Source organism: Gemmobacter denitrificans, assembly GCF_036964905.1.
In the GTDB taxonomy this organism is placed as follows: domain Bacteria; phylum Pseudomonadota; class Alphaproteobacteria; order Rhodobacterales; family Rhodobacteraceae; genus Gemmobacter; species Gemmobacter denitrificans.
In genome coordinates this window covers 193,830-215,869 of sequence record NZ_JBALHR010000001.1, presented here as the reverse complement: position 1 = coordinate 215,869, position 22,040 = coordinate 193,830, and the positions used below count along the sequence as shown (strand labels likewise).

The following is a 22,040-nucleotide window of genomic DNA, read 5'->3' as shown; positions in this document are numbered from 1 at the left end:
ATGGTGTGACGGGACCAAGCGCCTTTGTCATGCCGGGGCAAGCTCCTTGCGGATGTCATCCAGCAGCCGCTTCGCCTCGGACCCCTGAATTTTCTGGATGTCGTCCTGATATTTCAGGATCGCCCCCAGCGTATCGGCAATCACCTCGGGCGTGAGCGAGATCACATCCAGTGCCAGCAGGCATTTCGCCCAGTCTATGGTTTCGGCAACACCGGGCTTCTTGAACAGGTCTTCGCTGCGCAGCCGCTGCACAAAGGCCACGATCTCGCGGCTGAGCGCAGCCTGCGCTTCGGGCGCGCGGGCCGACAGGATCGCCAGTTCGCGCGCCGCATCGGGATAATCGACCCAGTGATACAGACAGCGCCGCTTCAGCGCATCATGCACCTCGCGCGTGCGGTTGGATGTGAGGATCACAATGGGCGGCTCGGGCGCCTGCACCGTGCCAAGCTCGGGAATGGTGACCTGAAAATCCGACAGCGCCTCCAGCAGATAAGCCTCGAACGGTTCATCGGTGCGATCCAACTCGTCGATCAACAGCACAGGCGCCCCCCCCGGTTGCGGGCGCATGGCCGTGAGCAGCGGGCGTTCAACGAGGTAATCTTCAGTGAACAGTTCGGATTTCAGCTTGGCCCGATCGGCGCCCCCCGCCGCCTCGGCCGTGCGGATCGCCACCATCTGCGCGGCAAAATTCCATTCATACACCGCCGAAGCCGCATCCAGCCCTTCGTAACATTGCAGACGGATCAGGCGGCGGCCAAGCGCTGCGGCGATGACCTTCGCGATTTCGGTCTTGCCGACCCCGGCCTCGCCTTCCAGAAACAGCGGACGCCCCAGACGCAGCGCCAGAAACACCACCGTGGCCAGCGCGCGGGACGACACATAGCCCTGCCCGGCCAGCATTGCCGCGACGCCGTCGATGGATTGGGGAATGGCGGTCATGCGCGGCCCTCCTGCTGGCATGATGCCAGCAAAGGCCGCGCCCGCGCCGGGGTCAAGCCCCAAGCGCGGCCCTACGACTTTTGGATCGGGTCAGCCCAGGGCCGCCAGTTCCTTGCGGATGAACCGGTTGTCGCCGCGGGTCAGAACCCAGCGGCCCATCCGCCGTGCCAGCCCGACATGGCCGCGGGCGAGAACCTTCTTGAACAGTTCCTTCTGGTAGCGGCTGGAAGATTTGCGGGCGCGCAGCGTGCGATAGAATTCCACCTCGCTCAGCGTGCCGTTGAGGGCCCCCAGCGTGATCGGCGACAGGATGCCCATCTGCTGCAGGCTTGACCCAAGCCGATGCCCCAGAAGCGGTGCCCGCAGTTTCAGCACATTGGGATTTTCGAACCGCGCCACGTGACCGGCATCCAGAGGTTCATAGGGATCATAGAGCAGCGTGACCCGCCGCGCCGCCGCCGAGACCTGCGCCGCATCGCCATAGGGGCCGCTGAAATCGCGGTTCCAGGCGGTGACATAGCGGGTTTCCCAAGGCACCAGGGTCTTGTCCAGCGTCGATTGCGGGCTGATCGCCACCACCTCGCAGCCCGGGCAGGCGGCGGAAAAGGCGCAGGCGGCATAGCCCCCCATCGAGGCACCGTAGAACACCACGCGCTTGTAGCGATCAAAAAAATCCGATGTGGCCAGATCGTCGAACTGATCCCAGACCCAGGGGTCGCGATACCAGGTCCAGCCATTGGCCATCACCCCCAGCATGGACCAGCCCTGCTTTTCAATGAAGCCAAAGCCCCATGGGCGGCGCTCTTCGCGCTTTTCCATCGCAATATCGAGATTGTCGAAGGTCACAACCAGCGTATCCGACCCGCGCGGCACATAGAGGAAGCTGTGGTCGGGGCTGTCACGGAACCAGCCGTCCTTGCCGGTCAGGGTGGCGGCAATCTCGGCCCAGCCGTCACTGTTGGTGGCAGGTTTCGCGGCTGCGCCAGCAATGGGCGCGGCAATGGCGGGCAGGTTGTCACCAGCGCGGAACCGGATGCGGCTGACATGGGTGGCATCGCTTTCGCGTTCCGACAGGATTTCAGAGCTGCCCATGCCCCGCAGAACCCCGAACCCGCCCGAGCCCTTGCGGATATCGGTGAACAGCAGCGTGCCCGGGCGCATCAGGTGCCCCAGAACCGGCATCATGTCCTTCAGCTTGCTGTCACGGTCAAAGCCCGTCAGATAGGCCACCACATCCGCCGCCCGCAATGCGGCAGGATCCGAGACCAGCGTCACCCGTGCCGGGTCCATCCCCTGTTCGATCAGGTAATCGCGATATTCGATCAGGCTGGGGCTGGGGGTGTCCGGGAAGCGCCCGGCCTTGTCGATATCGACAATCAGCACCTCGGCATCGAAACGCTTCCAGATTTCATAGGCCAGCGGGCGCGACCGGCCGCCCAGATCGGCAAAGACCCCCACCTTTTCAAGATTGACCTGTTCGGCCAATTCGCCATCCAGAACCCGCCAGCCGCGGCTGCGCAGCGGCGCATCTTCGGCCCGCAAGCCGTGTTTCTGCATCAGTTCCAGAATGAAGCTGCCCTTGCTCGGCACGCCATTGTGACGCAGTGACAGTTCCCGCTTGTTCGATGCCCAAAGATGCATCCCGGTGGTCTGATCGGTGATCCTTGCATGAACACGCCGCGCCGCCCGGATGATATCCAGCCGTTCGGGGAAGGTGACAGGATAGAAGGCATCGACCGGCAGCGCCAGATCGGTCAGCCCCAGTTTGCGGGCAAAATAGGACACCATGGTCGGGCCCCAGACCCCCCATTTCTGCTGGCTGACATGCAAGGGCGTGCCCGCATCGGCCAGCGCCTTGTATTCGGCCTTGATCCGCGGTTTCAGAAAGGGCGGAATCGCATATTGGTCGCTGGTGAATTCCAGCATCTCGTTCAGCATTTGGCTGTCGGCGGGCAGGCCCAGCACGGCATTGTTGATGCGCGGGCTGCCCTGGCTCACCTCGCGCAGTTCCAACCCGAAGACATAGTCGCTGTCATAATCCAGCGGACGCCAGCAATAGACATCGGTATCGACCCAGATCATGCCGGGGCATTTCTTCATCATGTGCAGGCGGAACAGATCGGCGAACAGCGCGTAACTGTCCTTGCCCTCGTATTTGATGAAATTGTCAGTATCGAGGATTTCGCGCCCGTCGCGCATCACCACGCCTTCGGGCACATTGGCGATGGGCTGATAATGGAACAGCGTGATCTTCTGACCGGCATCGACAAAGGATTTCAGACAGAGCTGTTCCATCCAGCTCAGGTTTCCGCCGATCCACAGCGACCCGACTTCACGCACGCGCACCATCTACTGCCTCCTCACTTCCTGCTCTCAGGGTTCTGCCCCTGCGCATCGGCGCCCCGTGGTCCGGGGTCTGGCCCGACGGGTCCGGCCCAGTGCCGATTGTTTCCCGTTTTCAAACCAGACACTGCGCATTTTCGCGTGATTTGCCAAGACGGGACTTGGGGATGGCCTGCAAGCTTGGCCAATCTGCAAGAGTTGTGTTAAGCATCTGGAAAAGGCTGGCGGATATTTTGCCGGCAGGGGTGCGATGCAGGTGAAAAAGGGCCGCGGCAACATGCCGAAGGACCAATCAGGCAAGGCTGGGGCAAAGCAGCGCCCCGAAGGGCGCGCGACAGTGATTCGCCGCCGACTTGCTGTGTTTTGCGCAACAATGAACGGGCTGGGCGATGGGCTGGACGCCGTGGTCAGCGACGGCAAGCTGCGCGCCTTTTTCGGTCAGGGCAGCCAAGCCACAGCCTTTGCACCCGACGGGGCGCCGGGTTGCGCCTTGCCGCTGGAACTGCGCCAGATTTCAGGATCGCTGATGGTGGTGGCCGAAAGCAGTGGCCCGGGGCTGCATCGGCTGGCACTGGCAGATGGCAGCACGCTGGACCTGCAAGCCACCTGTGACGAAACCGATCTGCTGGCCGGACTGAATGTCTCCATGGGGTTCCGGCTGGAAGAAAGCGCCGAACAGGTGGCCGAAGGGCTGATCCACAATGCCCGCGTGCATGGGCTGGACGGGGCGCTGATCTTCAACCGTGTCCCCGGCGGGCCTGAGGATCGCTTTGCCGAAGATCTGGCCGCCGCGCTGAACCGCCACAACATCACGGTCGTGGTGCTGGATTGCCCCCTGCCCCTGGGCAAGCCCGGGCTTGGGCCGGAAAGCCATGTGTTTCTGGCCCCCGATGCGCCGGGCAAGGACCGGATGGAACACCCCGCCCCCGACCCCTGGCGCAGCCCGTTGGGCGAAGGCCTGATCCTTGAAATCGCCAAGTGGCGATTTCTGGCCAAGGCGCGCGCAGTGCTGCTGCTGGACGTGACCGACATCCTTGCCCCACGTCAGGCGGATGCGCCCGGCGTGTTCGACATGCTGGCCACCGCGCCGGGAGGGGTGATCCTGCTGGTCGGGCATCGTATCTATCCCTGGCGCGTACGACCGGGCCGCGAGGCCCGATTTGGCGATCACATCTGCCGTCAGTTCGACGGGCGGCGTGGCATCGCCCGCTGGGGGGTTGTCCCGCGCAAGGCCGGGCTGGAAAACAGCTGGCGGCTGATCCGCGTCAGCTATGCCAAGCCCGATGAAGAGGGCGTGGCGCATTTCTACCGTGCCATGGCGATCAAGGTGCCCGGCCGGGCCTCGGGTGAATTGGCACCCAAATCCTCGCTGATCGAGGATGAAGCCCTGATCGCCCTGGCAACCGGCCCCTTTGGCCATCGCCCGATCCGGGCACCGGTATCCAAGCCGCGGACTGCGCCGGGGCTGGCGGTTGAGGCCGGGCGCACCGCCATCGTGACCACGATGAAGAATGAAGGCCCCTTCATTCTGGAATGGATTGCCTATCACCGGGCGATCGGGGTGGATGATTTTCTCATCTACACCAATGATTGCACCGATGGCACCGATACCATGCTGCAGATGCTGGAACGCAAGGGGATCTGCCAATGGCGCGAAAACCCGTTCCGGCAGACGGATCTGAAGCCCCAGCATGCCGCGCTGCAGGCCGCCGAAAAGGAACCGGTGATGCAGAATTGCGGCTGGGGCATCTGCATGGATGTCGATGAATTCATCGACATCAAGATCGGCGATGGCACCCTGCGCGCGCTTTACACCGCGATGGGTGAGGCGAACATGATCTCGCTGACATGGCGGCTGTTCGGCAATTCCGACATTCATGCCTATGAAGACCGGTTCCTGATCGACCAGTTCACCCGCTGCGCACCGGAACTGATCCGCAAGCCGCATCAGGCCTGGGGCTTCAAGACGCTGTTCCGCAATATCGAGCTTTACAAGAAATATGGCGTTCATCGCCCCAAGGGGTTGAAACCCGATCTGTGGAGCGAGGTGCGCTGGCTGAACGGGTCGGGCCGCCCCATGCCGAAAGAGGCCTATCGCAATGCCTGGCGTTCGACGACCGACACCTATGGCTATGATTGGGTGCAGCTGAACCATTACGCGGTGCGCAGCGCCGAAAGCTTTCTGGTCAAACGCGACCGGGGCCGGGTGAACCATGTGGATCGCGACCAGGGGCTGAACTACTGGTTCCGCATGAACCACAATATCGACGAGGATCGGTCGATCCAGCGGATGATCCCGGCCGCGCAGGCCGAATTTGACAGGCTGATGGCCGATCCCGAGATTCGCGCCGCGCATGAACATTCGGTCGCCTGCCACCGCGCCAAGATCGCCGAGCTGATGCAGACCCCGAATTATCAGGCCTTCTATGCCGAACTGACCGGCGCGCGCATGGAAAAGCTTTGCCGGTTGCAGCATCATTTCGGATCGAATGTCTTTGCCGCCGGGCCGGGGGTCATCCCGGCCGATCTGCACGAACGCGACCTGCCCGCCGATTATTTCTTTACCGTGGAGTTCCACGGCGAAGCCGAGCACTGACGCCCCGGAGGTTCCATGGGTAACGATGTCTATACGCTGATCACGACGATGAAGAACGAGGGCGCCTTCCTTCTGGAATGGGTGGCGCATCACAAGGCGCTTGGCTTCGACAATCTCATCATCTGCACCAATGATTGCGAAGACACGACCAGCCAGATGGTGGTGCGGCTGCAAAAGCTGGGGCTGGCCCGCCACCATGCCACGGTTTACCGGCCCGGCCAGTCGATCCAGCGCCGCGCCCTGCGCCAGGCCATGCAATATGAAGAGGTCGGCACATCGGATTGGGTTTATGTCTGCGATGCCGATGAATTTCTGGCCAGCCGCGCCGGTGACGGATCGGTGCGCGATCTGGTGAAGGCGGCAAGCCCGGATGTCGAGGCGATCTCGGTGCCGTGGCGCACCTTCGGTACCAATGGTCAGAAAGAATTCCGCGAAGGCCGCATTTCGCAGCAATTCACCATGGCCAATGCGACCCAAGGGCCCAAATGGGTTCCCGATGCCTTTCCCAAGACCCTGTTCCGCGCGGAAATCATCCCCCATGTCACCCGGCTGGGGGTACATATCCCGCTGGTCAGCCCCGATTTCGGGCGCGATTTCCGCCGCGAGGTTCCGGGCGGCAAACCGGTGATCCCGGGCCGGTCGATGCTGCATGTGCAGGCCGATTATTCAGTGGCGCAGGTGAACCACTATCAGCTGCGGTCGATGGACAGCTTTCTGGTGAAATCGGCGCGCGGCAAGGTGAACCATGTGAATGACAAGATGGAATTCGGTTACTGGGCGCGCAATGACAGCAACGAGGAAAGCTGCGATCTGATCCGCCGCTATGACACCGCGACCGAAAGCTGGATGTCGGAATTGCTGGAGGACCGGCGACTGAACACCCTGCATCAGCGCGCCGTCCGCTGGCATCAGGAAAAGATCGCCGAACTGCATGCCGCCCCCGATTTCCGCAAGATGATTGCCCGGATCGAGGCGCATCGCGCCCGGATGGCCGCCGCAGACGACAGCGATCAGCCTGAAGACGTGGCCTATGCCGGGGATGGTGACGTGGCGGAAGAGACCGAGGCGCGTTGACACTGCAGCCATGAAACAATGCCCCGGATTTGTTTCCTGTTTCACGGCACATCGCCACGGGCTTGCCCCTTTGTCTGCCCGGTTTCGACACGCAATCCGGGCAGAACAGGGCAGATAACAGCATCGACCGACAAGAAGGCCTGCCAGCCATGACCGCCGAAACCGTGGAACCCACCAGCCGCTATGATGCCTCCGGCGCCCAGGCCCGCGAGGATTGGCTGGCGCGGATGGAGGTAATTTTCGAAGAGGACGGCCATTTTGATCCGGTCGGGCCACGCCATCATGCCTGGTTCGCGGATCAGGGCCCGACCCTTCTTGTCAGCTTTGAAAGCTACGATTCGGTGCGCGCGCGCCCAACTCAGGTGCCGGGCGCACAAGCCGTGGCCGATGACCAGGGATGGTCGCATCTGTGCCTGATCGCAGAAGGCGAAACCTGGTATCGCGACCCCTATGTCTATCGCTATTTCGACCGGCTGGTCGATGACGCCTTCTTCGAGGATTTTGACCGGGTCCTGTTCTATGGGGCGGGAATCGGCGGCTATGCGGCCTGTGCCTTTTCGGTCTGCGCGCCGGGGGCCACCGTTCTGGCCATTTCCCCCCGCGCCACGCTGAACCCCGATCAGGCCGGCTGGGATCGTCGCCATCTGTCCGCGCGCAAACTGTGCTTTACAGACCGCTTCGGCTATGCCCCGGCGATGATCGAAGGCACAGCGCAGACATTCGTGGTGTTCGACCCCCGGCAGGCCGAAGATGCGATGCATGCTGCACTTCTGGCCGCGCCCTATGTCCACAAACTGCGGACACCCTTTCTGGGCGACCGGGTGGAAAGCGCGCTGGCCAATATGGAAATCCTGCCGCAACTCCTCACCGCAGCAGGACAGGGCAGCCTGACGCCCGCTATGTTCCATCAGCTCTGGCGCAAACGGCGGGTGTTTGGCCCCTATCTGCGCGACCTGCTGGCCGCCAACCATGCCGAAGGCAAGCATCACCGCGAAGTGATGATCTGCAATTCGGTGATCGCGCGGTCGGGCGCACCGAAATTCCGTCGCTATCTGGCCTGGCTGAAAAGCAGCGGTCGTCTGCCCGGCGGCGAAAGCTGACCCGGGCCCGCCCCGTCAGCCTTCGAAATCAGCAAGCCCCCACAGCCCTTCGGCGCGCTGGCGCGTCAGGAAGGCCCGGCAGCCATAGATCACCATCGGCTCGGCTGATCCGCCATGCATCATGTAGCCTTCGGCGGCGCAGGCCGCGTCGCGAAAGGTCACCCAGGCGCGCTGCGCCTGTTTCAGCTGCGCTTCAGCCCCCTGCTGGTCTTTGGGAAGGTCGGCATCCACCGCGCGCATCCGGTCACGCGCGGCTTTGTAGGCGGCGTTCAGATCGGCATCGGCGGCCATCCAGTCCTGCTCGGCGCAGAAGGTCATCTCGTTCTGGCTGCTGGCATTGGTGCAATCGACCTGCTGCGCGAAAGCGGGCAAGGTCAGCGGGGCAAGGCAGATCAGGGCGGCGGGGATCAGACGCATGGCGGGTATTCCTTCAGGTTGCGCCCCAATCCAGCAGATTTGCGCACGCAAAGCCAGAGCCCACTGGAAAAACCGCAAGCAGGATGCTAGCGGCAGAGCATGACCCAGACGCTTACGCTTCGCCGCCCCGATGACTGGCACCTGCATCTGCGCGACGGCGCAATGCTGAAGGGTGTCCTGCCCGAAACCGCCCGCCATTTTGGCCGCGCGATCATCATGCCCAATCTGGTGCCGCCTGTGGTGACCGGTGATCAGGCTGCTGCCTATCGCGACCGGATCTTGGCGGCACTGCCCGAGGGCGCGCGGTTCGAACCGCTGATGACGCTGTATCTGACCGAAGCCACCGATCCGGCAGATGTGCGCGCCGCCCATGCCAGCGGGCTGGTGAAGGCCGTAAAGCTCTACCCGGCAGGCGCCACCACCAACAGCCATGGCGGGGTGCGCGACTTCAACAATGTCCGGCAGGTTCTTGAAACCATGGCGGAAATCGGATTGCCGCTTTGCGTTCATGGCGAGGTGACAACCCATGAGGTCGATATCTTCGACCGTGAGGCCGTGTTCATCGACACCGTGCTGGATCCGCTGCGCCGCGCGACGCCGGGCCTGCGCGTGGTGATGGAACATATCACCACCGAGGAAGGCGTGGCCTATGCCCGCGCGGGCGGCCCCGATCTGGGTGCGACGATCACCACCCATCACCTGATCATCAACCGCAACCACATTCTGGTTGGCGGGATCAAGCCGCATTACTATTGCCTGCCTGTGGCCAAGCGCGAAAAGCACCGGCTTGCTCTGCGCGCTGCCGCCACCAGCGGCGAGGCCTGCTTCTTCCTTGGTACCGATTCCGCACCGCATGTGGACGCGCTGAAAGAACATGCCTGCGGCTGCGCCGGCTGCTTCACCGCCACCAATACCATGTCCTGCCTTGCCCATGTCTTCGAGGAAGAAGGCGCGCTGGACCGGCTGGAGGCCTTTACCTCGCTCAATGGCCCGGCCTTCTATCGCCTGCCGGTGAATGACAGCACGATCCGGCTGGTGAAGCAGGACACCCCGCACGTCTATCCCTCAAAAATCATGACCGAGGCGGGGCCGGTAACGGTCTTCGATCCCGGTTTCCCGCTTTTCTGGGGGGTTGCCTGACTGGGCCAATTTGCACTGATACCCTGCATTTCTGGTTGACAGCGCGCCATTGCACAGACCACCCTCTTCTATGATCGCACGGATATAGGGCTGCAAGCTATTCAAGCGCGGCTTTCCGGTTTTCATGAGGCGCAGATGACCACAGTAACACTGACCGGGCTCAGGGTGGAACATCGTGGGGACAGCACTGTCTCAACGGGCGAAACGCAACTCATGATCACGGTGCCAAGCCGCGACACGACATTCAGTTACAGCATTACCGGCATCGAAGATGATTTGCCAGTTTTGGAACTTGATGGCGCAATGCCTCAGATCCTGCTGGATTGGCAGTCGCTGAATGCGCTTGAAGAAACCAGCGACGTAACCGCCAGCATTGTCTCTGTTACCTGGGGTGGCAACAGATCGACTGTCCTGGTTCTTGATATCGAAACTGGTCCCAACAGTGACAGCCTCCACATCTTCACCTTGGCCGGTGACCCGATCCCGACTGATCTGACTGTAAGTGAATGGAACAGGCTTGATGACAGCATTTCGGCGATCGGGGCGGCGACCGGAGACTTTGCGGCAGGCAATTCGATCCGCTGGTCAAGCCTGAACCCCGAGAGCATCACCGAAGATGACGAGATGATCGGCACCGTCGGTCGTGACCGGCTCTCGGGCGGTGTAGGCGACGATTACTTCTACTCCAGCCAGGGAAATGATACCTATCTGGGTGGCACGGGTTACGATCAGGTGACGTTCCAACATGACCCGAACGGTGTGATTGCCAATCTTGCCACGGGTCGTGCGGTTGATGGCTGGGGGAACAGGGATGTTCTTTCCAGCATCGAGATGCTGCGCGGCTCGAACCATGCGGACAGGCTGACTGGAAATTCAGGTGACAACATCATCCGTGGCTTGGCTGGTGCAGATACACTCGATGGCGGCAAAGGCCGCGATCAGGTCCGCTATGATCGTGACAGCCGTCATGAAGGTGGCGAGAATGGTGTCACGGTCAATCTGGGCAAAGGCTTTGCCATAGATGGCTTCGGGGACCGCGATACGCTGCGCAGTTTTGAATCTGCGCGCGGCAGTGATTTCAATGACAGGCTGACCGGTACCCGCTCTGCCAACACGCTGGAAGGCGAATTGGGCAATGATCGCCTTTCCGGCCTTTCCGGGAACGATTCTCTGGATGGCGGCGATGGGAACGACACGCTGGAAGGCGGCGCGGGCAATGACACCTTGCGCGGCAATATCGGCGAGGATCTGTTCATCTTCCGCGGCAGTTTCGGCGATGACGTCATTACCGGCTTTGGCTTCGAGTCGCGGATTGAAAAGATCAGCCTTGCGGGAGTTTCCACCATCACCTCCTTCCGCGATCTGAAGCGCAATCACCTGACAGAAGAGAATGGCGATACCGTCATCAATGATGGCAGGGGCAACACGATCACCCTAATCGGGATTGAAATCTCTGATCTTTCGGCGGGCGATTTCCTGTTCTGATCCCATCTGCCGGAGCAGCCAACGCTGCCCCGGCAGTCTTTTCTTCCGGCCCGGGCTCGGCTAAGCCGGTCGCAGCCGCCCTCCGGCAGAAAGGACCGACATGATCCCGACTTCATTTCCGCCCAAGGAAGAAATCGCCCGCCTGACCGCGCGCGCCTTTCTGGAAATCGGCGCAGTGCATTTCAATGCGCGCGAGCCCTTCACGCTGGCCTCGGGCCTGCCTTCGCCGACCTATATCGATTGCCGCAAGCTGATCTCGTACCCGCGCATCCGCTCCACCCTGATGGATTTCATGGCCGTCACCGTGATGCGCGAAGCGGGGTTCGAGGCGTTTGACAATATCGCGGGCGGCGAGACGGCGGGCATCCCCTTTGCCGCACTGGTGGCCGAACGGCTGGCCCTGCCGATGACCTATGTGCGCAAGAAGCCCAAGGGCTATGGCCGCAATGCCCGGATCGAAGGTGCGATGACCGAGGGGCAGCGTGTGCTGCTGGTGGAAGATCTGACCACCGATGGCGGTTCGAAACTGTCTTTCGTCGATGCGATCCGCGACACCGGCGCAACCTGTGGCCATACGGCGGTGATCTTCTACTACGGCATATTCCCCGAAACCGAGGCGCGTCTGGCCGATCATGGCGTGAAGCTGATCCACCTTTGCACCTGGTGGGACATGCTGGCCGAGGCCCGTGCCCAAGGCAGCTTTGACGCCGAGACCCTGGCCGGGGTGGAAGAGTTCCTGCGCGATCCCCGCGCCTGGCAGGCGGCACGCAGCAAGGGCTGACCGACAGACCATATGACCCGGCGGCTTTCCGCCCAGAGCCCTGCCGGGCTGTGGGCAAAGCTGTGGGCAATTTGCGGATAACCGCTGCCCCGAATCGCAGGGCCGTGGTTAAAGTGCAATGATGCCACGAAATATGGTAGGGTTGGACGGGGCCACCCCTACCTGCGGACGGGACATTGATCTTGTCCACAGAGTTGTGCGCGGATTGCCTGCAAGGGCATCTGCGGCTATCGCAGAGCGGGAACGACAAAAGCAGAAACGGGACGAGGCATATGAACGAGATCACGGCGCTGAAGCCGGCCGCCCTTCCGGATAGTCTCGAGACCGAGGCGCTGCCGCACAATACCGAAGCCGAACAGCAGCTTCTTGGCGCAATCCTGACCAATAACGATGTCTATGACCGCATCGCGAGCCTTGTGAAGGCCGAGCATTTCTTCGATCCGGTCCATGCCCGCATCTTCGAGATCGCGGCCGCACGCATCCAGAAAAACGCTCTCGCCTCGCCCGTCACGCTGAAGGCCTTTCTGGAGGATGATCCGGGGCTGAAGGAACTGGGCGGCGCGCAATACCTTGTCCGTCTGGCAGGGGCCGCGATCAGCAGCTTTGCCGCCCGCGACTATGCGCAGATGATCTATGATCTGGCGGTGCGGCGCGAATTGATCCGGCTGGGCCGCGATATTGCCGCCAAGGCCACCAAGGTCGAACTGACCTCGGAACCCCGCGAACAGATCACCGAAGCCGAACAGCGGCTGTACAAGCTGGGCGAACAGGGCGTCGCCGAACGCGGCTTTACCTCGTTCCTGAAAGCGGTGACCGAAGCGGTGAACAGCGCCAATGCCGCCTATCAGCGCGGCGGCGGTCTGGCCGGGATTTCCACCGGGCTGATTGATCTGGATCGCAAACTGGGCGGGTTGCATCCGTCCGACCTCATCATCCTGGCCGGTCGTCCGTCGATGGGGAAAACCTCGCTTGCGACCAACATCGCCTTCAACATTGCCAAGGCCTACAAGCGCGGGCGCCTGCCTGATGGGAGCGAGGGCGCCGTGGATGGCGGGGTGGTGGGCTTTTACAGCCTTGAAATGAGCGCCGAGCAATTGGCCGCGCGTATCCTTTCAGAAGCGTCCGAAGTGCCCAGCGAACAGATCCGCCGTGGCGACATGACCGAAACCGAATTCCGCCGCTTTGTCGAAGCCGCGAAATCGCTGGAGGCCTGCCCGCTCTATATCGACGACACCCCGGCCCTGCCGATCAGCCAGGTGGCGGCGCGGGCGCGGCGGTTGAAGCGCACCCATGGGCTTGATGTGCTGATGGTGGACTATCTGCAACTGCTGAAAGGCACCGGTCGGGGCGAAACCAACCGGGTGCAGGAAGTTTCAGAGATCACCCAGGGCCTGAAGGCCATTGCCAAGGAATTGAACATCCCCGTGATCGCCCTGTCCCAGCTGAGCCGGACGGTGGAAAGCCGGGATGACAAGCGCCCGCAACTGAGCGATCTGCGCGAATCCGGGTCGATCGAACAGGATGCCGACGTGGTGATGTTCGTCTATCGCGACGAATATTATCACGAACGGTTGAAGCCGCCGGAAGATGATCCGCGCTTTCCCGAATGGCTGGAAAAGGCCGAACGGGTGCATGGCAAGGCCGAATGTATCATCGGCAAGCAGCGCCACGGGCCGATCGGCACGGTGGAACTGTCGTTCGAGGGCAAGTTCACCCGCTTTGGCAACCTTGTACAGGCCTGGCAGGCGGGCGAAGGTGGCGGCGATTACTGACCCATCGCCGCCTTTTCCCGCCCGACGTGACATAACCGCCCGGCATTTCCCCTTGACCTTCCCTCAGGCCCTGTCAAAACCCGCATCATGGCTACTGCAACCCTGACCATTGACCTCGACGCCATCGCCGCCAACTGGCGCGCGCTGGACCGTCTGAGCCACCCGACCACGCAGACCGCCGCGGTGGTCAAGGCCGATGCCTATGGGCTTGGCGCCCGCCGTGTTGTGCGCGCCCTGGCCGAAGCGGGGGCTCGGCGCTTTTTCGTGGCCGTGGCCGAAGAAGGCGCCGTGGTGCGTCAGGCACTTGGCCCCGGGCCGCAGGTCAATATCCTGTCGGGCCATATGCCCGGCGATACCGAGATGATCCATGATCTGGACCTGACGCCGATGCTGAATTCGGTCGAACAGATCACCCGGCATCTGGAAAGCCTGCCCGGCCATCCCTTCGGCGTGCAGCTTGATACCGGGATGAACCGGCTGGGTCTGGAAGCCGGCGAATGGGAAGCGGTCGCCGCGCTGGTGCTGGAGCAGAACCCCGAACTGGTGATGAGCCATCTGGCCTGTGCCGATGAACCCGATCACGCGATGAACGCGGCGCAACTGGCCGAATTTCACGCGATGACCGATGGGATCGGCGTGCCGCGCAGTCTTGCGGCGACCGGGGGCATCCTGCTGGGCGCGGATTACCATTTCGAACTGACCCGGCCCGGGATCGGGCTTTATGGCGGGCGGCCCTTCGTTCAGGCACAGCGCGTCGTCGCCCTGTCACTGCCGGTGATCCAGATCCGCGAAGTGGCGGCGGGCGAGATCGTGGGCTATGCCTGCGGCTATACCGCCCCGGAACCCCGGCTGATCGCAACGGTCGCGGCAGGCTATGCCGATGGGCTGACCCGGCGTTATTCGAATGCGATCAATGTCTTTGATGGCCAGACCCCCTGCCCGGTCGTCGGGCGTGTATCAATGGACCTGATCACGGTCGATGTCAGCCATCTGCGCGAAATTCCCCGCAGTCTGGATATTCTGGGCCCGATGCAGGGCGTGGATGATCTGGCCGATATCGCCGGAACCATCGGTTATGAGGTGCTGACCACGCTTGGCCACCGCTATACCCGGCGCTATGCCTCGACCCTTGTCCGGGGTCAGGCGTGAGCTCTCTGTCGCCGGTTGCCGCGCTTGGCCGCCTGACGCTGGATCTGCTGGCCAGCATCGGGCGGGTTGCGATCTTTGCTGCGCAGATCGTAAGCCACATGGTCCGCCCGCCCTTCTATCCGCGCGAATTCCTGCATGCGCTGATGCAGATCGGCTGGTTTTCCTTGCCCGTGGTGGGGATGACCGCGCTGTTCACCGGTGGCGCGCTGGCGCTGCAGATCTATGCCGGTGGCGCGCGCTTCAGCGCCGAGGCGGTGGTGCCTGCCATCGTTGCCATCGGCATGGCGCGCGAGCTTGGCCCGGTTCTGGGCGGGCTGATGGTGGCGGCACGGGTGGCATCTTCCATCGCGGCCGAAATCGGCACCATGAAGGTGACCGAACAGATCGACGCGCTGGTCACCCTGTCCACCAACCCGATGAAATACCTTGCCGTGCCGCGCGTTCTGGCGGCCACGCTGGCTGTGCCGGTGCTGGTGGCGGTGGGCGACAGCATCGGCATCATGGGCGGCTGGCTGGTCGGGGTGAACCGGCTCGACTTCAACTCTGCCGCCTATATCAAGAACACCGTTGATTTTCTGGAACTCTGGGATGTGACCTCGGGCCTGCTGAAGGGCGCCGCTTTCGGCTTCATCGTGGCGTTGATGGGCTGCTATCACGGGATGAATTCTGCGCGGGGGGCACAGGGGGTGGGCCGGGCCACCAAATCCGCCGTCGTGTCGGCCTCGGTCCTGATCTTTGCGGCGAACTACCTGCTGACGGAGCTGTTCTTCTCATGATCGAACTCCGCGCTGTGCATAAGGCCTTCGGATCGCATCAGGTGCTGCGCGGGGTCGATCTGACCATCGCCACCGGCACGTCTATGGTGATCATCGGCGGATCGGGCACGGGCAAATCGGTCCTGTTGAAATCCATCCTCGGGCTGGTGCGCCCTGATGCGGGCAGCATCACGCTGGACGGTCAGGATGTGACGACCGGCGACCGTGATGCCTTTCTGGCGCGGTTTGGCATGTTGTTCCAGGGGGGCGCGCTGTTCGATTCCATGCGCGTCTGGGAAAACGTCGCCTTCCGTCTGATGCGTGGCGCGCTGAAGCGTCCCAAGGCCGAAGCGCACGAGATTGCCATCGAAAAGCTGCGCCGGGTGGGCCTTGGCCCGCAGGTGGCTGATCTTTTCCCGGCAGAGCTTTCGGGTGGGATGCAAAAGCGCGTCAGCCTGGCCCGCGCCATTGCCGCCGACCCCGAGATCATCTTCTTCGATGAACCGACCACCGGGCTTGATCCGATCATGTCGGGCGTCATCAACGATCTGATCCGGGAAATCGTGGTGGAAATGGGTGCCACTGCCATGACGATCACGCATGACATGTCTTCCGTCCGGGCGATAGCCGACACGGTCGCCATGCTGCATGGCGGCAAGGTGCGCTGGACAGGCCCGGTTTCGGAAATGGATGCAACGCCAGACCCTTATGTCCAGCAGTTCATCCACGGTCGGGCCGAAGGCCCCATCGAATCGCTGCGTTGAGAGATCACGCGCGCCGCAACCTTTGCGCGAATGTCTGTTTCCGCTTCTGCAACAATCCTCAGTTTGCCACCTGCCCGGATGCGATTTGGTAAATTGTGGCGAAAATGTGTTGATTTTTAAGGGCCTGCACGAAAGTTAAACGGATATGTGCAGGAGATTAACGATGATCGACACCCCGAACTTGATGCGTCAGGCCCAGCTGCTGGCCCAGACCCTTGCCTTCGGGGGGATTGTGGCGATCACCGCGTTTCTGGCCCTGTCCAGCGCCCTTGCGTCGCTGGGCCAGATGCCCTGGCCCTCGCTTGCCCTGTCCTGGGGGGATGTGGCGGTGCCTGACGCGGGCAAATGGGTGCAATTGGCGCTGACTGTGATCATGCTCTGCGTGTGCTTTTTCCTGCCGGCCAATGCCCGCATGGCCCGGCTGGAACGGACCCATCGGTCTTTCCAGATCGGGATGGAGGATGTGAAACGCGCCTACAGTCTGGCCCATGCCTCCGACCGGACCGGGGTGTTCAGCCTGTCGAACGAATTCGAAGCGATGCGCCAGCGGATGGAACTGCTGCGCAAGCACCCGGATCTGACCCATGTGGAACCGGAGCTGCTGGAACTGGCAGCGCAAATGTCATTCCAGTCGCGTGATCTGGCGCGGGCCTACAGCGATGACAAGGTCGGCCGCGCCCGCGAATTCCTGAAGGCCCGGCAGGCCGAGGCCGATCAGATGGCCGAACGCATCAAGCTTGCACGGATGACCTGCGATGAATTGCGCCGTTGGCTGGTCGATGTGGAAACCGAAGAACGCCGCAACCACGACCAGATCCGGCGGCTTGAGGCCGATCTGAAGGAAATCCTGCCCGGTCTGGGCTATGATTTCGACGACCCGCGTGATGGCAACGTGGTGGCCCTGCCGCTTGCGGGATCAAAATCCGACGGGCTGCATTAGGAAGAGAACAGAAAATCCCCGGCGTCCAGATCGGCACGGGCCGTATTTTCCAGCTCTACCCGATTTGCGCCGCCCAATTGCAGGATCAGATCATCGCCATCGACAACCAGATGATTGCGCATCAGATCGCGAAATCCGGTAATTCCTGCGACCCCACGCAGATCGATCCGGTCAGAGGTCGGCCCGAAGGCCGAGAAATCGACGATCTCATCCTCGCCGCTCTCTGCACCGAAGACGAACAGATCGCGCCCCGATCCGCCCCAGAGCCGATCATTGCCCTCGCCCCCGATCAAGGTATCAGCCCCGAGACCACCGATCAGGTTGTCTGCGCCATCGCGCCCGACCAGCCGATCCGATTGTGCACCGCCATACAGGTCATCGCGCCCATTGCCACCGGTCAGCCTGTCTGCCCCGCCGCGCCCCTTCATCACCGCGCCGATCTGGTCATGCGCGAATTGCACATCCGCCCCGTTGCGCCCAACGAGTTCAAACTGAAGCAGATCGAACACCACACTGTCGATGGGGCGCAGATCAAGCCTTGCCGCAGACTGGATCACCCGCCAGGTGACCCCTGTGCCGAAAAACCCGATGCTGCCGATGTCGAGCAATTGCTGCGCGCCAAGGGTTATGACGGTTCCGGTATCGGCCGAGATCGTTTCGAACCCGCTGATCTGCACTGACCGCAGGTCGATCTTGCCCTGCGACCCGAAGATTTCAAGTTCATCACGGCCCGTTCCGCCGTCCACTTCCATCGGCGGGGCGACACCGCCCAGAACGAAGGCTTCGATAGACACCTTGTCGTTGCCCGCGCCAGCAAAGATCCGGTCCTCGCCACCTCGTGGGAAAACCCGATCTGCGCCCGCCCCGCCGCTGATTACGTCAAACCCTGCCGATCCGCTGATGCGATGCCCTTCGGCCCGGTATCCGGCATGAAGACCGTCGCGTGAAAACAACCAGCCCTCGGGATCAGACACTTCCAGTGTTCCCACCAGTGTCGTGATCCCGTCGATCAGCTGATAGGCATCAATCCGGCTGACGCGCCCCGCCACCGGATCAAGCCCGTCAAGGCTGAGGCCCTGCCCGGTGAAGACCAGTTCAAGATCGCTGCCATGCGTGACGGTGACGTTGTTGCCGCCCCCGGATACCTGTGTGACAGCGGTGAGGCTGCCCAGCAGAAACTGGACCGTGTTCATTGGAAATTCCATTGTGATCGCAGCCATGCCGCCACCTCTGTCAAATGTGTCATCAGGAAAAATCTGCAAACAGACTAGACCCGCCGCGCAGATGCGGCAAGCAGGCATTGACGGCGCCGGGGCATCGGGCCACCAAGGGGCAAGAAAGGCAGGTCTGTCATGCAATTTCCCTCTCTCACGGCCACGCCGGGCCGCTATGTCAATCTGGCACTGGTGATCCTGTTCCCAATTGCGTGGTTTGCCCCGCTGCTGCGTGCCGGGCTGTTGCCGGTGTTCGGGCTGGATGAAGTCTCGGTCATTTCCGGGCTGCAATCGCTATGGCAAAGCGATGTGGTGCTGGCGTTGGTCGTCACCTTCTGTGCGATTTTCGCACCGATGCTGAAGGTTCTGGGCCGGGCCTTGCGCGATTTCGGGTTGCTGGATGCGCGTGCCGAACCGGCGCTGGCGGTGCTGGGCAAACTGGCGATGGCCGATATCTTCCTGATTGCGCTCTATGTCGTGCTGGTGAAAGGCATCGGTCTTGCCACTGTGGAAACCGCCTGGGGGTTGTATCTGTTCACCGGTTGCATCCTTGCCTCGCTGTTTCTGAAGACGCCATGACCCTGCCACCGCTTTCCCTGCTTGATCTGACCCGCGTGCGCGAGGATCAGGGGCCAGCCCAGGCCCTGCGCAATGCCGCCCGGATCGCCGCCCATGCCGAAAGCCTTGGCTTCCACCGCTATCTGGTGGCTGAACATCACAACATGGTCGGCGTCGCCTCGGCGGCGACACCCGTGGTCATCGGCCATGTCGCAGCGGCGACTGCCACCATCCGGGTCGGCGCGGCAGGGGTCATGCTGCCCAATCATGCGCCTTATGTGGTGGCTGAACAGTTTGGCACCCTGGCGCAATTGTTTCCGGGCCGGATCGACCTCGGCCTTGGACGCGCGCCGGGCACCGATGGCGCGACCCTGATCCGCGCGCTGCGCCGCGATCCCTATGCGGCGGACCGCTTTCCGCAGGACATGGTGGAGCTGATGGGCTGGTTCGCGGCTGAAAACGACCTTGGCATCACTGCCGTCCCGGCTGCCGGGGCGGATGTGGGGTTCATCATCCTTGGATCTTCCGAATTCGGGGCCTTGCTGGCCGCCGAACTGGGCCTGCCCTATGCCTTTGCCGCGCATTTCGCGCCCGCCCAACTGACCGAGGCCCTGTTACTTTACCGGTCGCGGTTCAAGCCTTCGGCACGGCTGGCACAGCCCTATGCGATGGTTGCGGTGAATGTGCTGGCAGCCGACACCGAGGCCGAGGCGCGGCATCTGTTCACCACCGTCGAAAAGGGCTTTCTGGGCCTTGTGCGCAACAACCGCCGCTATCAGCAGCCCCCCGGCCCGCTGGACTGGACCCCGATGGAAGAACGCCAGGTGCGCCGCATGCTGGCCTGTCAGGCCGTCGGCACCGCCGAACAGGTGCGCAGCGGTCTGGATCGCATCCTGGCCGAAACCCGCGCGGATGAGCTGATCCTGGTCACCGATACCCATGATTTCGCGCCCCGGCAAAGGTCGCTCACCCTGATTGCCGAGGTCTGGCGCTGATGGCCAAGCAAACCCGATCCTTCACCTGTTCCGCCTGCGGGGCAGCCCATACCCGCTGGGCCGGGAAATGCGATGCCTGTGGCGGCTGGAACACCATTGTCGAAGAAGCCCCCCTGTCCGCTGGCCCCAAGCCCACCGCCAAGGGCCGCACCATCCCGATTTCCGATCTGGCCACCGAAGAAGCCCCGCCCCCCCGCGCCAGCAGCGGCATCGGCGAGTTGGACCGGGTGCTGGGGGGCGGTCTGGTTCCGGCCTCGGCCATTCTGGTTGGCGGTGATCCGGGGATCGGGAAATCCACGCTTCTGCTGCAGGCCACTGCAAGTTTTGCCCGCAATGGCCTGAAATGTCTTTACATTTCCGGTGAAGAGGCCGCAGCGCAGGTGCGGATGCGGGCGCAGCGTCTGGGGCTGGCACAGGCGCCGGTCGGGCTGGGGGCCGAAACGAACCTGCGCGATATCCTGACCACGCTGGATGCCGAACGCCCCGATCTGGCGGTGATCGATTCCATCCAGACCATGTGGCTGGACAATGTGGAAAGCGCGCCGGGATCGGTCAGCCAGGTGCGCGCGGCAGCGCACGAACTGGTGACATTCGCCAAACGGCGCGGTGTGGCGGTGGTGATCGTCGGCCATGTAACCAAGGAAGGCGCGATCGCAGGCCCGCGCGTGCTGGAACATATGGTCGATACGGTGCTGTATTTCGAAGGCGAACGCGGCCACCAGTTCCGCATCCTGCGGGCCGTCAAGAACCGCTTTGGCCCGGCCGATGAAATCGGTGTCTTCGAAATGACGGGCGACGGGCTGTCAGAGGTCCTAAACCCCTCGGCCCTGTTCCTGTCGGATCGTGAGGCCGCCACCCCCGGATCGGCGGTCTTTGCCGGGATCGAAGGCACCCGCCCGGTGCTGACCGAAATTCAGGCGCTTGTCGCGCCCTCGAACCTGGGCACCCCGCGCCGTACTGTCGTCGGGCTCGACTCGGGCCGCCTGTCCACCATTCTGGCGGTGCTGGAGGCGCGTTGCGGCATCCCCTTCGCCGGGCTGGATGTGTTCCTGAATGTGGCAGGCGGCATGAAGGTCACCGAACCCGCCGCCGATCTGGCGGTGGCGGCGGCGCTGCTTTCGGCGCGGGAAGATGTGGCAATTCCGCCAGATATGGTGCTTTTCGGGGAAATCAGCCTGTCGGGCGCGCTGCGCCCTGTGGGCCAGACGGAAAACAGGTTGAAAGAAGCGGCGAAACTTGGTTTTTCACAGGCGACACTGCCGGCCCGGTCAAAATCCGGGCAGGCCGAGGGGATGCGCTTGCGCGAAATGGCCGATCTGACGGCTTTCGTGGGCGAAATGTTCGGGGCGGGCTGAACGCTTCGGGGAGTAGGGAATGGAAGGCTTCACCATCATCGACGGCGTGGTTGCCGCTGTCATTGTCCTGTCGGCGATCCTTGCCTATTCGCGCGGTCTGGTGCGCGAGGCGATGGCGATTGCCGGCTGGATCGGCGCGGCGATCCTCGCCTATGTCTTTGCCGGGCAAGTGCAGCCGCTGGTCAAGGAAATCCCGGTGGTGGGCGAGTTCTTGTCCGCAAGCTGCGAATTGTCGGTGCTGGCCGCCTTTGTCGCGGTCTTTGCCGTGGGTCTTATCATCGCCGCACTGTTCACGCCGCTGCTGTCCACCTGGGTGAACCAGTCGGTGCTGGGGGGGCTGGATCAGGCGCTTGGCTTCCTGTTCGGTGTGGCGCGCGGGGTCATTCTGGTGGCCGTGGCCTTCATCGTCTATGACCGCGCCGTCGGTGAAAACGCGGTGCCGATGGTGGATCAATCCCGCTCGGCCAAGGTTTTCGCCACATTCCAGGGCAATCTGGATCAGCAGATCCCGTCAGACGCGCCTGGCTGGATCATCGAGAAATACCTGAACCTTGCCGCGATCTGCACTGCCGCCGCACCTGAAGGCACGGCTCCGGCTGCGGCGCCGGGTACCGGCGGCTGACCACAGACAGAGGTCTGACACAAAAGACTGCGGCATGGGGC

At 62.6% G+C, this 22,040-nt stretch carries 19 protein-coding genes; 15 read left to right on the top strand and 4 right to left on the bottom strand.

What is annotated here, in order from left to right; genetic code table 11:
• Positions 1-27 precede the first annotated feature (27 nt).
• On the bottom strand, positions 28-939 hold the full coding sequence (locus tag V6590_RS01040) for an AAA family ATPase (protein WP_335418243.1): 912 nt from the start codon (positions 937-939) through the stop codon (positions 28-30).
• A 90-nt stretch (positions 940-1,029) separates the two neighbouring features.
• Complete coding sequence (locus V6590_RS01035; protein ID WP_335418241.1) at positions 1,030-3,288, bottom strand: glycosyltransferase family 32 protein; 2,259 nt, start codon at positions 3,286-3,288, stop codon at positions 1,030-1,032.
• A 367-nt stretch (positions 3,289-3,655) separates the two neighbouring features.
• On the opposite strand from V6590_RS01035, the gene V6590_RS01030 reads away from it, so the two are divergent.
• From V6590_RS01030 to V6590_RS01020, 3 genes are all read left to right on the top strand, one after another.
• Entirely contained in the window at positions 3,656-5,878 is a 2,223-nt protein-coding gene (locus V6590_RS01030) for a glycosyltransferase family 2 protein (protein ID WP_335418239.1), read from the top strand.
• Positions 5,879-5,893: 15 nt separating this feature from the next.
• Positions 5,894-6,952, top strand: coding sequence for a glycosyltransferase family 2 protein (locus V6590_RS01025; RefSeq protein ID WP_335418237.1), 1,059 nt, complete (start codon positions 5,894-5,896; stop codon positions 6,950-6,952).
• A gap of 149 nt (positions 6,953-7,101) precedes the next feature.
• A complete protein-coding gene (locus tag V6590_RS01020; protein WP_335418235.1) occupies positions 7,102-8,052 on the top strand; it encodes a phosphoadenosine phosphosulfate reductase in 951 nt (316 codons plus the stop codon).
• Positions 8,053-8,067: 15 nt separating this feature from the next.
• Here V6590_RS01020 and V6590_RS01015 read toward each other — a convergent pair whose 3' ends face one another.
• Positions 8,068-8,469: a lysozyme inhibitor LprI family protein gene (locus V6590_RS01015; RefSeq protein WP_335418233.1), complete on the bottom strand. Its 402-nt coding sequence runs from the start codon at positions 8,467-8,469 to the stop codon at positions 8,068-8,070.
• Between the two features lie 99 nt (positions 8,470-8,568).
• Between V6590_RS01015 and pyrC the strand changes: the two genes are divergently transcribed.
• The 8 genes from pyrC to V6590_RS00975 all read left to right on the top strand — a co-directional run bounded on the left by pyrC (position 8,569) and on the right by V6590_RS00975 (position 17,255).
• Entirely contained in the window at positions 8,569-9,609 is a 1,041-nt protein-coding gene (gene pyrC / locus V6590_RS01010) for a dihydroorotase (RefSeq protein WP_335418230.1), read from the top strand.
• 135 nt (positions 9,610-9,744) lie between these two features.
• Positions 9,745-11,094, top strand: a complete 1,350-nt coding sequence (locus V6590_RS01005) for a calcium-binding protein (protein ID WP_335418228.1) — start codon at positions 9,745-9,747, stop codon at positions 11,092-11,094.
• Between the two features lie 100 nt (positions 11,095-11,194).
• Positions 11,195-11,875, top strand: coding sequence for an orotate phosphoribosyltransferase (locus tag V6590_RS01000; protein WP_335418224.1), 681 nt, complete (start codon positions 11,195-11,197; stop codon positions 11,873-11,875).
• 272 nt (positions 11,876-12,147) lie between these two features.
• Positions 12,148-13,647, top strand: coding sequence for a replicative DNA helicase (locus V6590_RS00995; protein WP_335418221.1), 1,500 nt, complete (start codon positions 12,148-12,150; stop codon positions 13,645-13,647).
• 87 nt (positions 13,648-13,734) lie between these two features.
• A complete protein-coding gene (alr, locus tag V6590_RS00990) occupies positions 13,735-14,796 on the top strand; it encodes an alanine racemase (protein WP_335418218.1) in 1,062 nt (353 codons plus the stop codon).
• Between the two features lie 5 nt (positions 14,797-14,801).
• Entirely contained in the window at positions 14,802-15,572 is a 771-nt protein-coding gene (locus V6590_RS00985) for an MlaE family ABC transporter permease (protein ID WP_434063219.1), read from the top strand.
• Entirely contained in the window at positions 15,569-16,315 is a 747-nt protein-coding gene (locus tag V6590_RS00980; protein WP_335418213.1) for an ABC transporter ATP-binding protein, read from the top strand. Before V6590_RS00985 ends, V6590_RS00980 begins: the two co-directional genes overlap by 4 nt.
• A gap of 163 nt (positions 16,316-16,478) precedes the next feature.
• Positions 16,479-17,255: a DNA repair protein gene (locus V6590_RS00975; protein WP_335418211.1), complete on the top strand. Its 777-nt coding sequence runs from the start codon at positions 16,479-16,481 to the stop codon at positions 17,253-17,255.
• Here the strand turns inward: V6590_RS00975 and V6590_RS00970 are convergent.
• Positions 17,252-18,475 (bottom strand): calcium-binding protein, encoded by a 1,224-nt coding sequence (locus tag V6590_RS00970; protein ID WP_335418208.1) that lies wholly within the window; start codon positions 18,473-18,475, stop codon positions 17,252-17,254. The two genes, V6590_RS00975 and V6590_RS00970, sit on opposite strands and share 4 nt — an antisense overlap.
• A gap of 132 nt (positions 18,476-18,607) precedes the next feature.
• Between V6590_RS00970 and V6590_RS00965 the strand changes: the two genes are divergently transcribed.
• Genes V6590_RS00965 through V6590_RS00950 form a run of 4 tightly spaced genes read left to right on the top strand, consistent with a single transcriptional unit; the run spans position 18,608 to position 21,999 of the window.
• Positions 18,608-19,048, top strand: coding sequence for a paraquat-inducible protein A (locus tag V6590_RS00965; RefSeq protein ID WP_335418206.1), 441 nt, complete (start codon positions 18,608-18,610; stop codon positions 19,046-19,048).
• Positions 19,045-20,022 carry an LLM class flavin-dependent oxidoreductase gene (locus V6590_RS00960; RefSeq protein WP_335418203.1) on the top strand — a complete coding sequence of 326 codons (978 nt, stop codon included), beginning with the start codon at positions 19,045-19,047 and terminating at the stop codon, positions 20,020-20,022. The genes V6590_RS00965 and V6590_RS00960 overlap by 4 nt, the downstream gene beginning before the upstream one ends.
• Positions 20,022-21,377 (top strand): DNA repair protein RadA, encoded by a 1,356-nt coding sequence (gene radA, locus V6590_RS00955; RefSeq protein WP_335418200.1) that lies wholly within the window; start codon positions 20,022-20,024, stop codon positions 21,375-21,377. Before V6590_RS00960 ends, radA begins: the two co-directional genes overlap by 1 nt.
• A 19-nt stretch (positions 21,378-21,396) precedes the next feature.
• Entirely contained in the window at positions 21,397-21,999 is a 603-nt protein-coding gene (locus V6590_RS00950) for a CvpA family protein (protein WP_335418197.1), read from the top strand.
• Positions 22,000-22,040 lie beyond the last annotated feature (41 nt).

Excerpts from the sequence above, each read along its gene's own strand:
- V6590_RS01040 (WP_335418243.1), bottom strand. The coding sequence starts at position 939 with ATGACCGCCATTCCCCAATCCATCGACGGCGTCGCGGCAATGCTGGCC.
- V6590_RS01035 (WP_335418241.1), bottom strand. The coding sequence starts at position 3,288 with ATGGTGCGCGTGCGTGAAGTCGGGTCGCTGTGGATCGGCGGAAACCTG.
- V6590_RS01030 (WP_335418239.1), top strand. The coding sequence starts at position 3,656 with ATGAACGGGCTGGGCGATGGGCTGGACGCCGTGGTCAGCGACGGCAAG.
- V6590_RS01025 (WP_335418237.1), top strand. The coding sequence starts at position 5,894 with ATGGGTAACGATGTCTATACGCTGATCACGACGATGAAGAACGAGGGC.
- V6590_RS01020 (WP_335418235.1), top strand. The coding sequence starts at position 7,102 with ATGACCGCCGAAACCGTGGAACCCACCAGCCGCTATGATGCCTCCGGC.
- V6590_RS01015 (WP_335418233.1), bottom strand. The coding sequence starts at position 8,469 with ATGCGTCTGATCCCCGCCGCCCTGATCTGCCTTGCCCCGCTGACCTTG.
- pyrC (WP_335418230.1), top strand. The coding sequence starts at position 8,569 with ATGACCCAGACGCTTACGCTTCGCCGCCCCGATGACTGGCACCTGCAT.
- V6590_RS01005 (WP_335418228.1), top strand. The coding sequence starts at position 9,745 with ATGACCACAGTAACACTGACCGGGCTCAGGGTGGAACATCGTGGGGAC.
- V6590_RS01000 (WP_335418224.1), top strand. The coding sequence starts at position 11,195 with ATGATCCCGACTTCATTTCCGCCCAAGGAAGAAATCGCCCGCCTGACC.
- V6590_RS00995 (WP_335418221.1), top strand. The coding sequence starts at position 12,148 with ATGAACGAGATCACGGCGCTGAAGCCGGCCGCCCTTCCGGATAGTCTC.
- alr (WP_335418218.1), top strand. The coding sequence starts at position 13,735 with ATGGCTACTGCAACCCTGACCATTGACCTCGACGCCATCGCCGCCAAC.
- V6590_RS00980 (WP_335418213.1), top strand. The coding sequence starts at position 15,569 with ATGATCGAACTCCGCGCTGTGCATAAGGCCTTCGGATCGCATCAGGTG.
- V6590_RS00975 (WP_335418211.1), top strand. The coding sequence starts at position 16,479 with ATGATCGACACCCCGAACTTGATGCGTCAGGCCCAGCTGCTGGCCCAG.
- V6590_RS00970 (WP_335418208.1), bottom strand. The coding sequence starts at position 18,475 with ATGGCTGCGATCACAATGGAATTTCCAATGAACACGGTCCAGTTTCTG.
- V6590_RS00965 (WP_335418206.1), top strand. The coding sequence starts at position 18,608 with ATGCAATTTCCCTCTCTCACGGCCACGCCGGGCCGCTATGTCAATCTG.
- V6590_RS00960 (WP_335418203.1), top strand. The coding sequence starts at position 19,045 with ATGACCCTGCCACCGCTTTCCCTGCTTGATCTGACCCGCGTGCGCGAG.
- radA (WP_335418200.1), top strand. The coding sequence starts at position 20,022 with ATGGCCAAGCAAACCCGATCCTTCACCTGTTCCGCCTGCGGGGCAGCC.
- V6590_RS00950 (WP_335418197.1), top strand. The coding sequence starts at position 21,397 with ATGGAAGGCTTCACCATCATCGACGGCGTGGTTGCCGCTGTCATTGTC.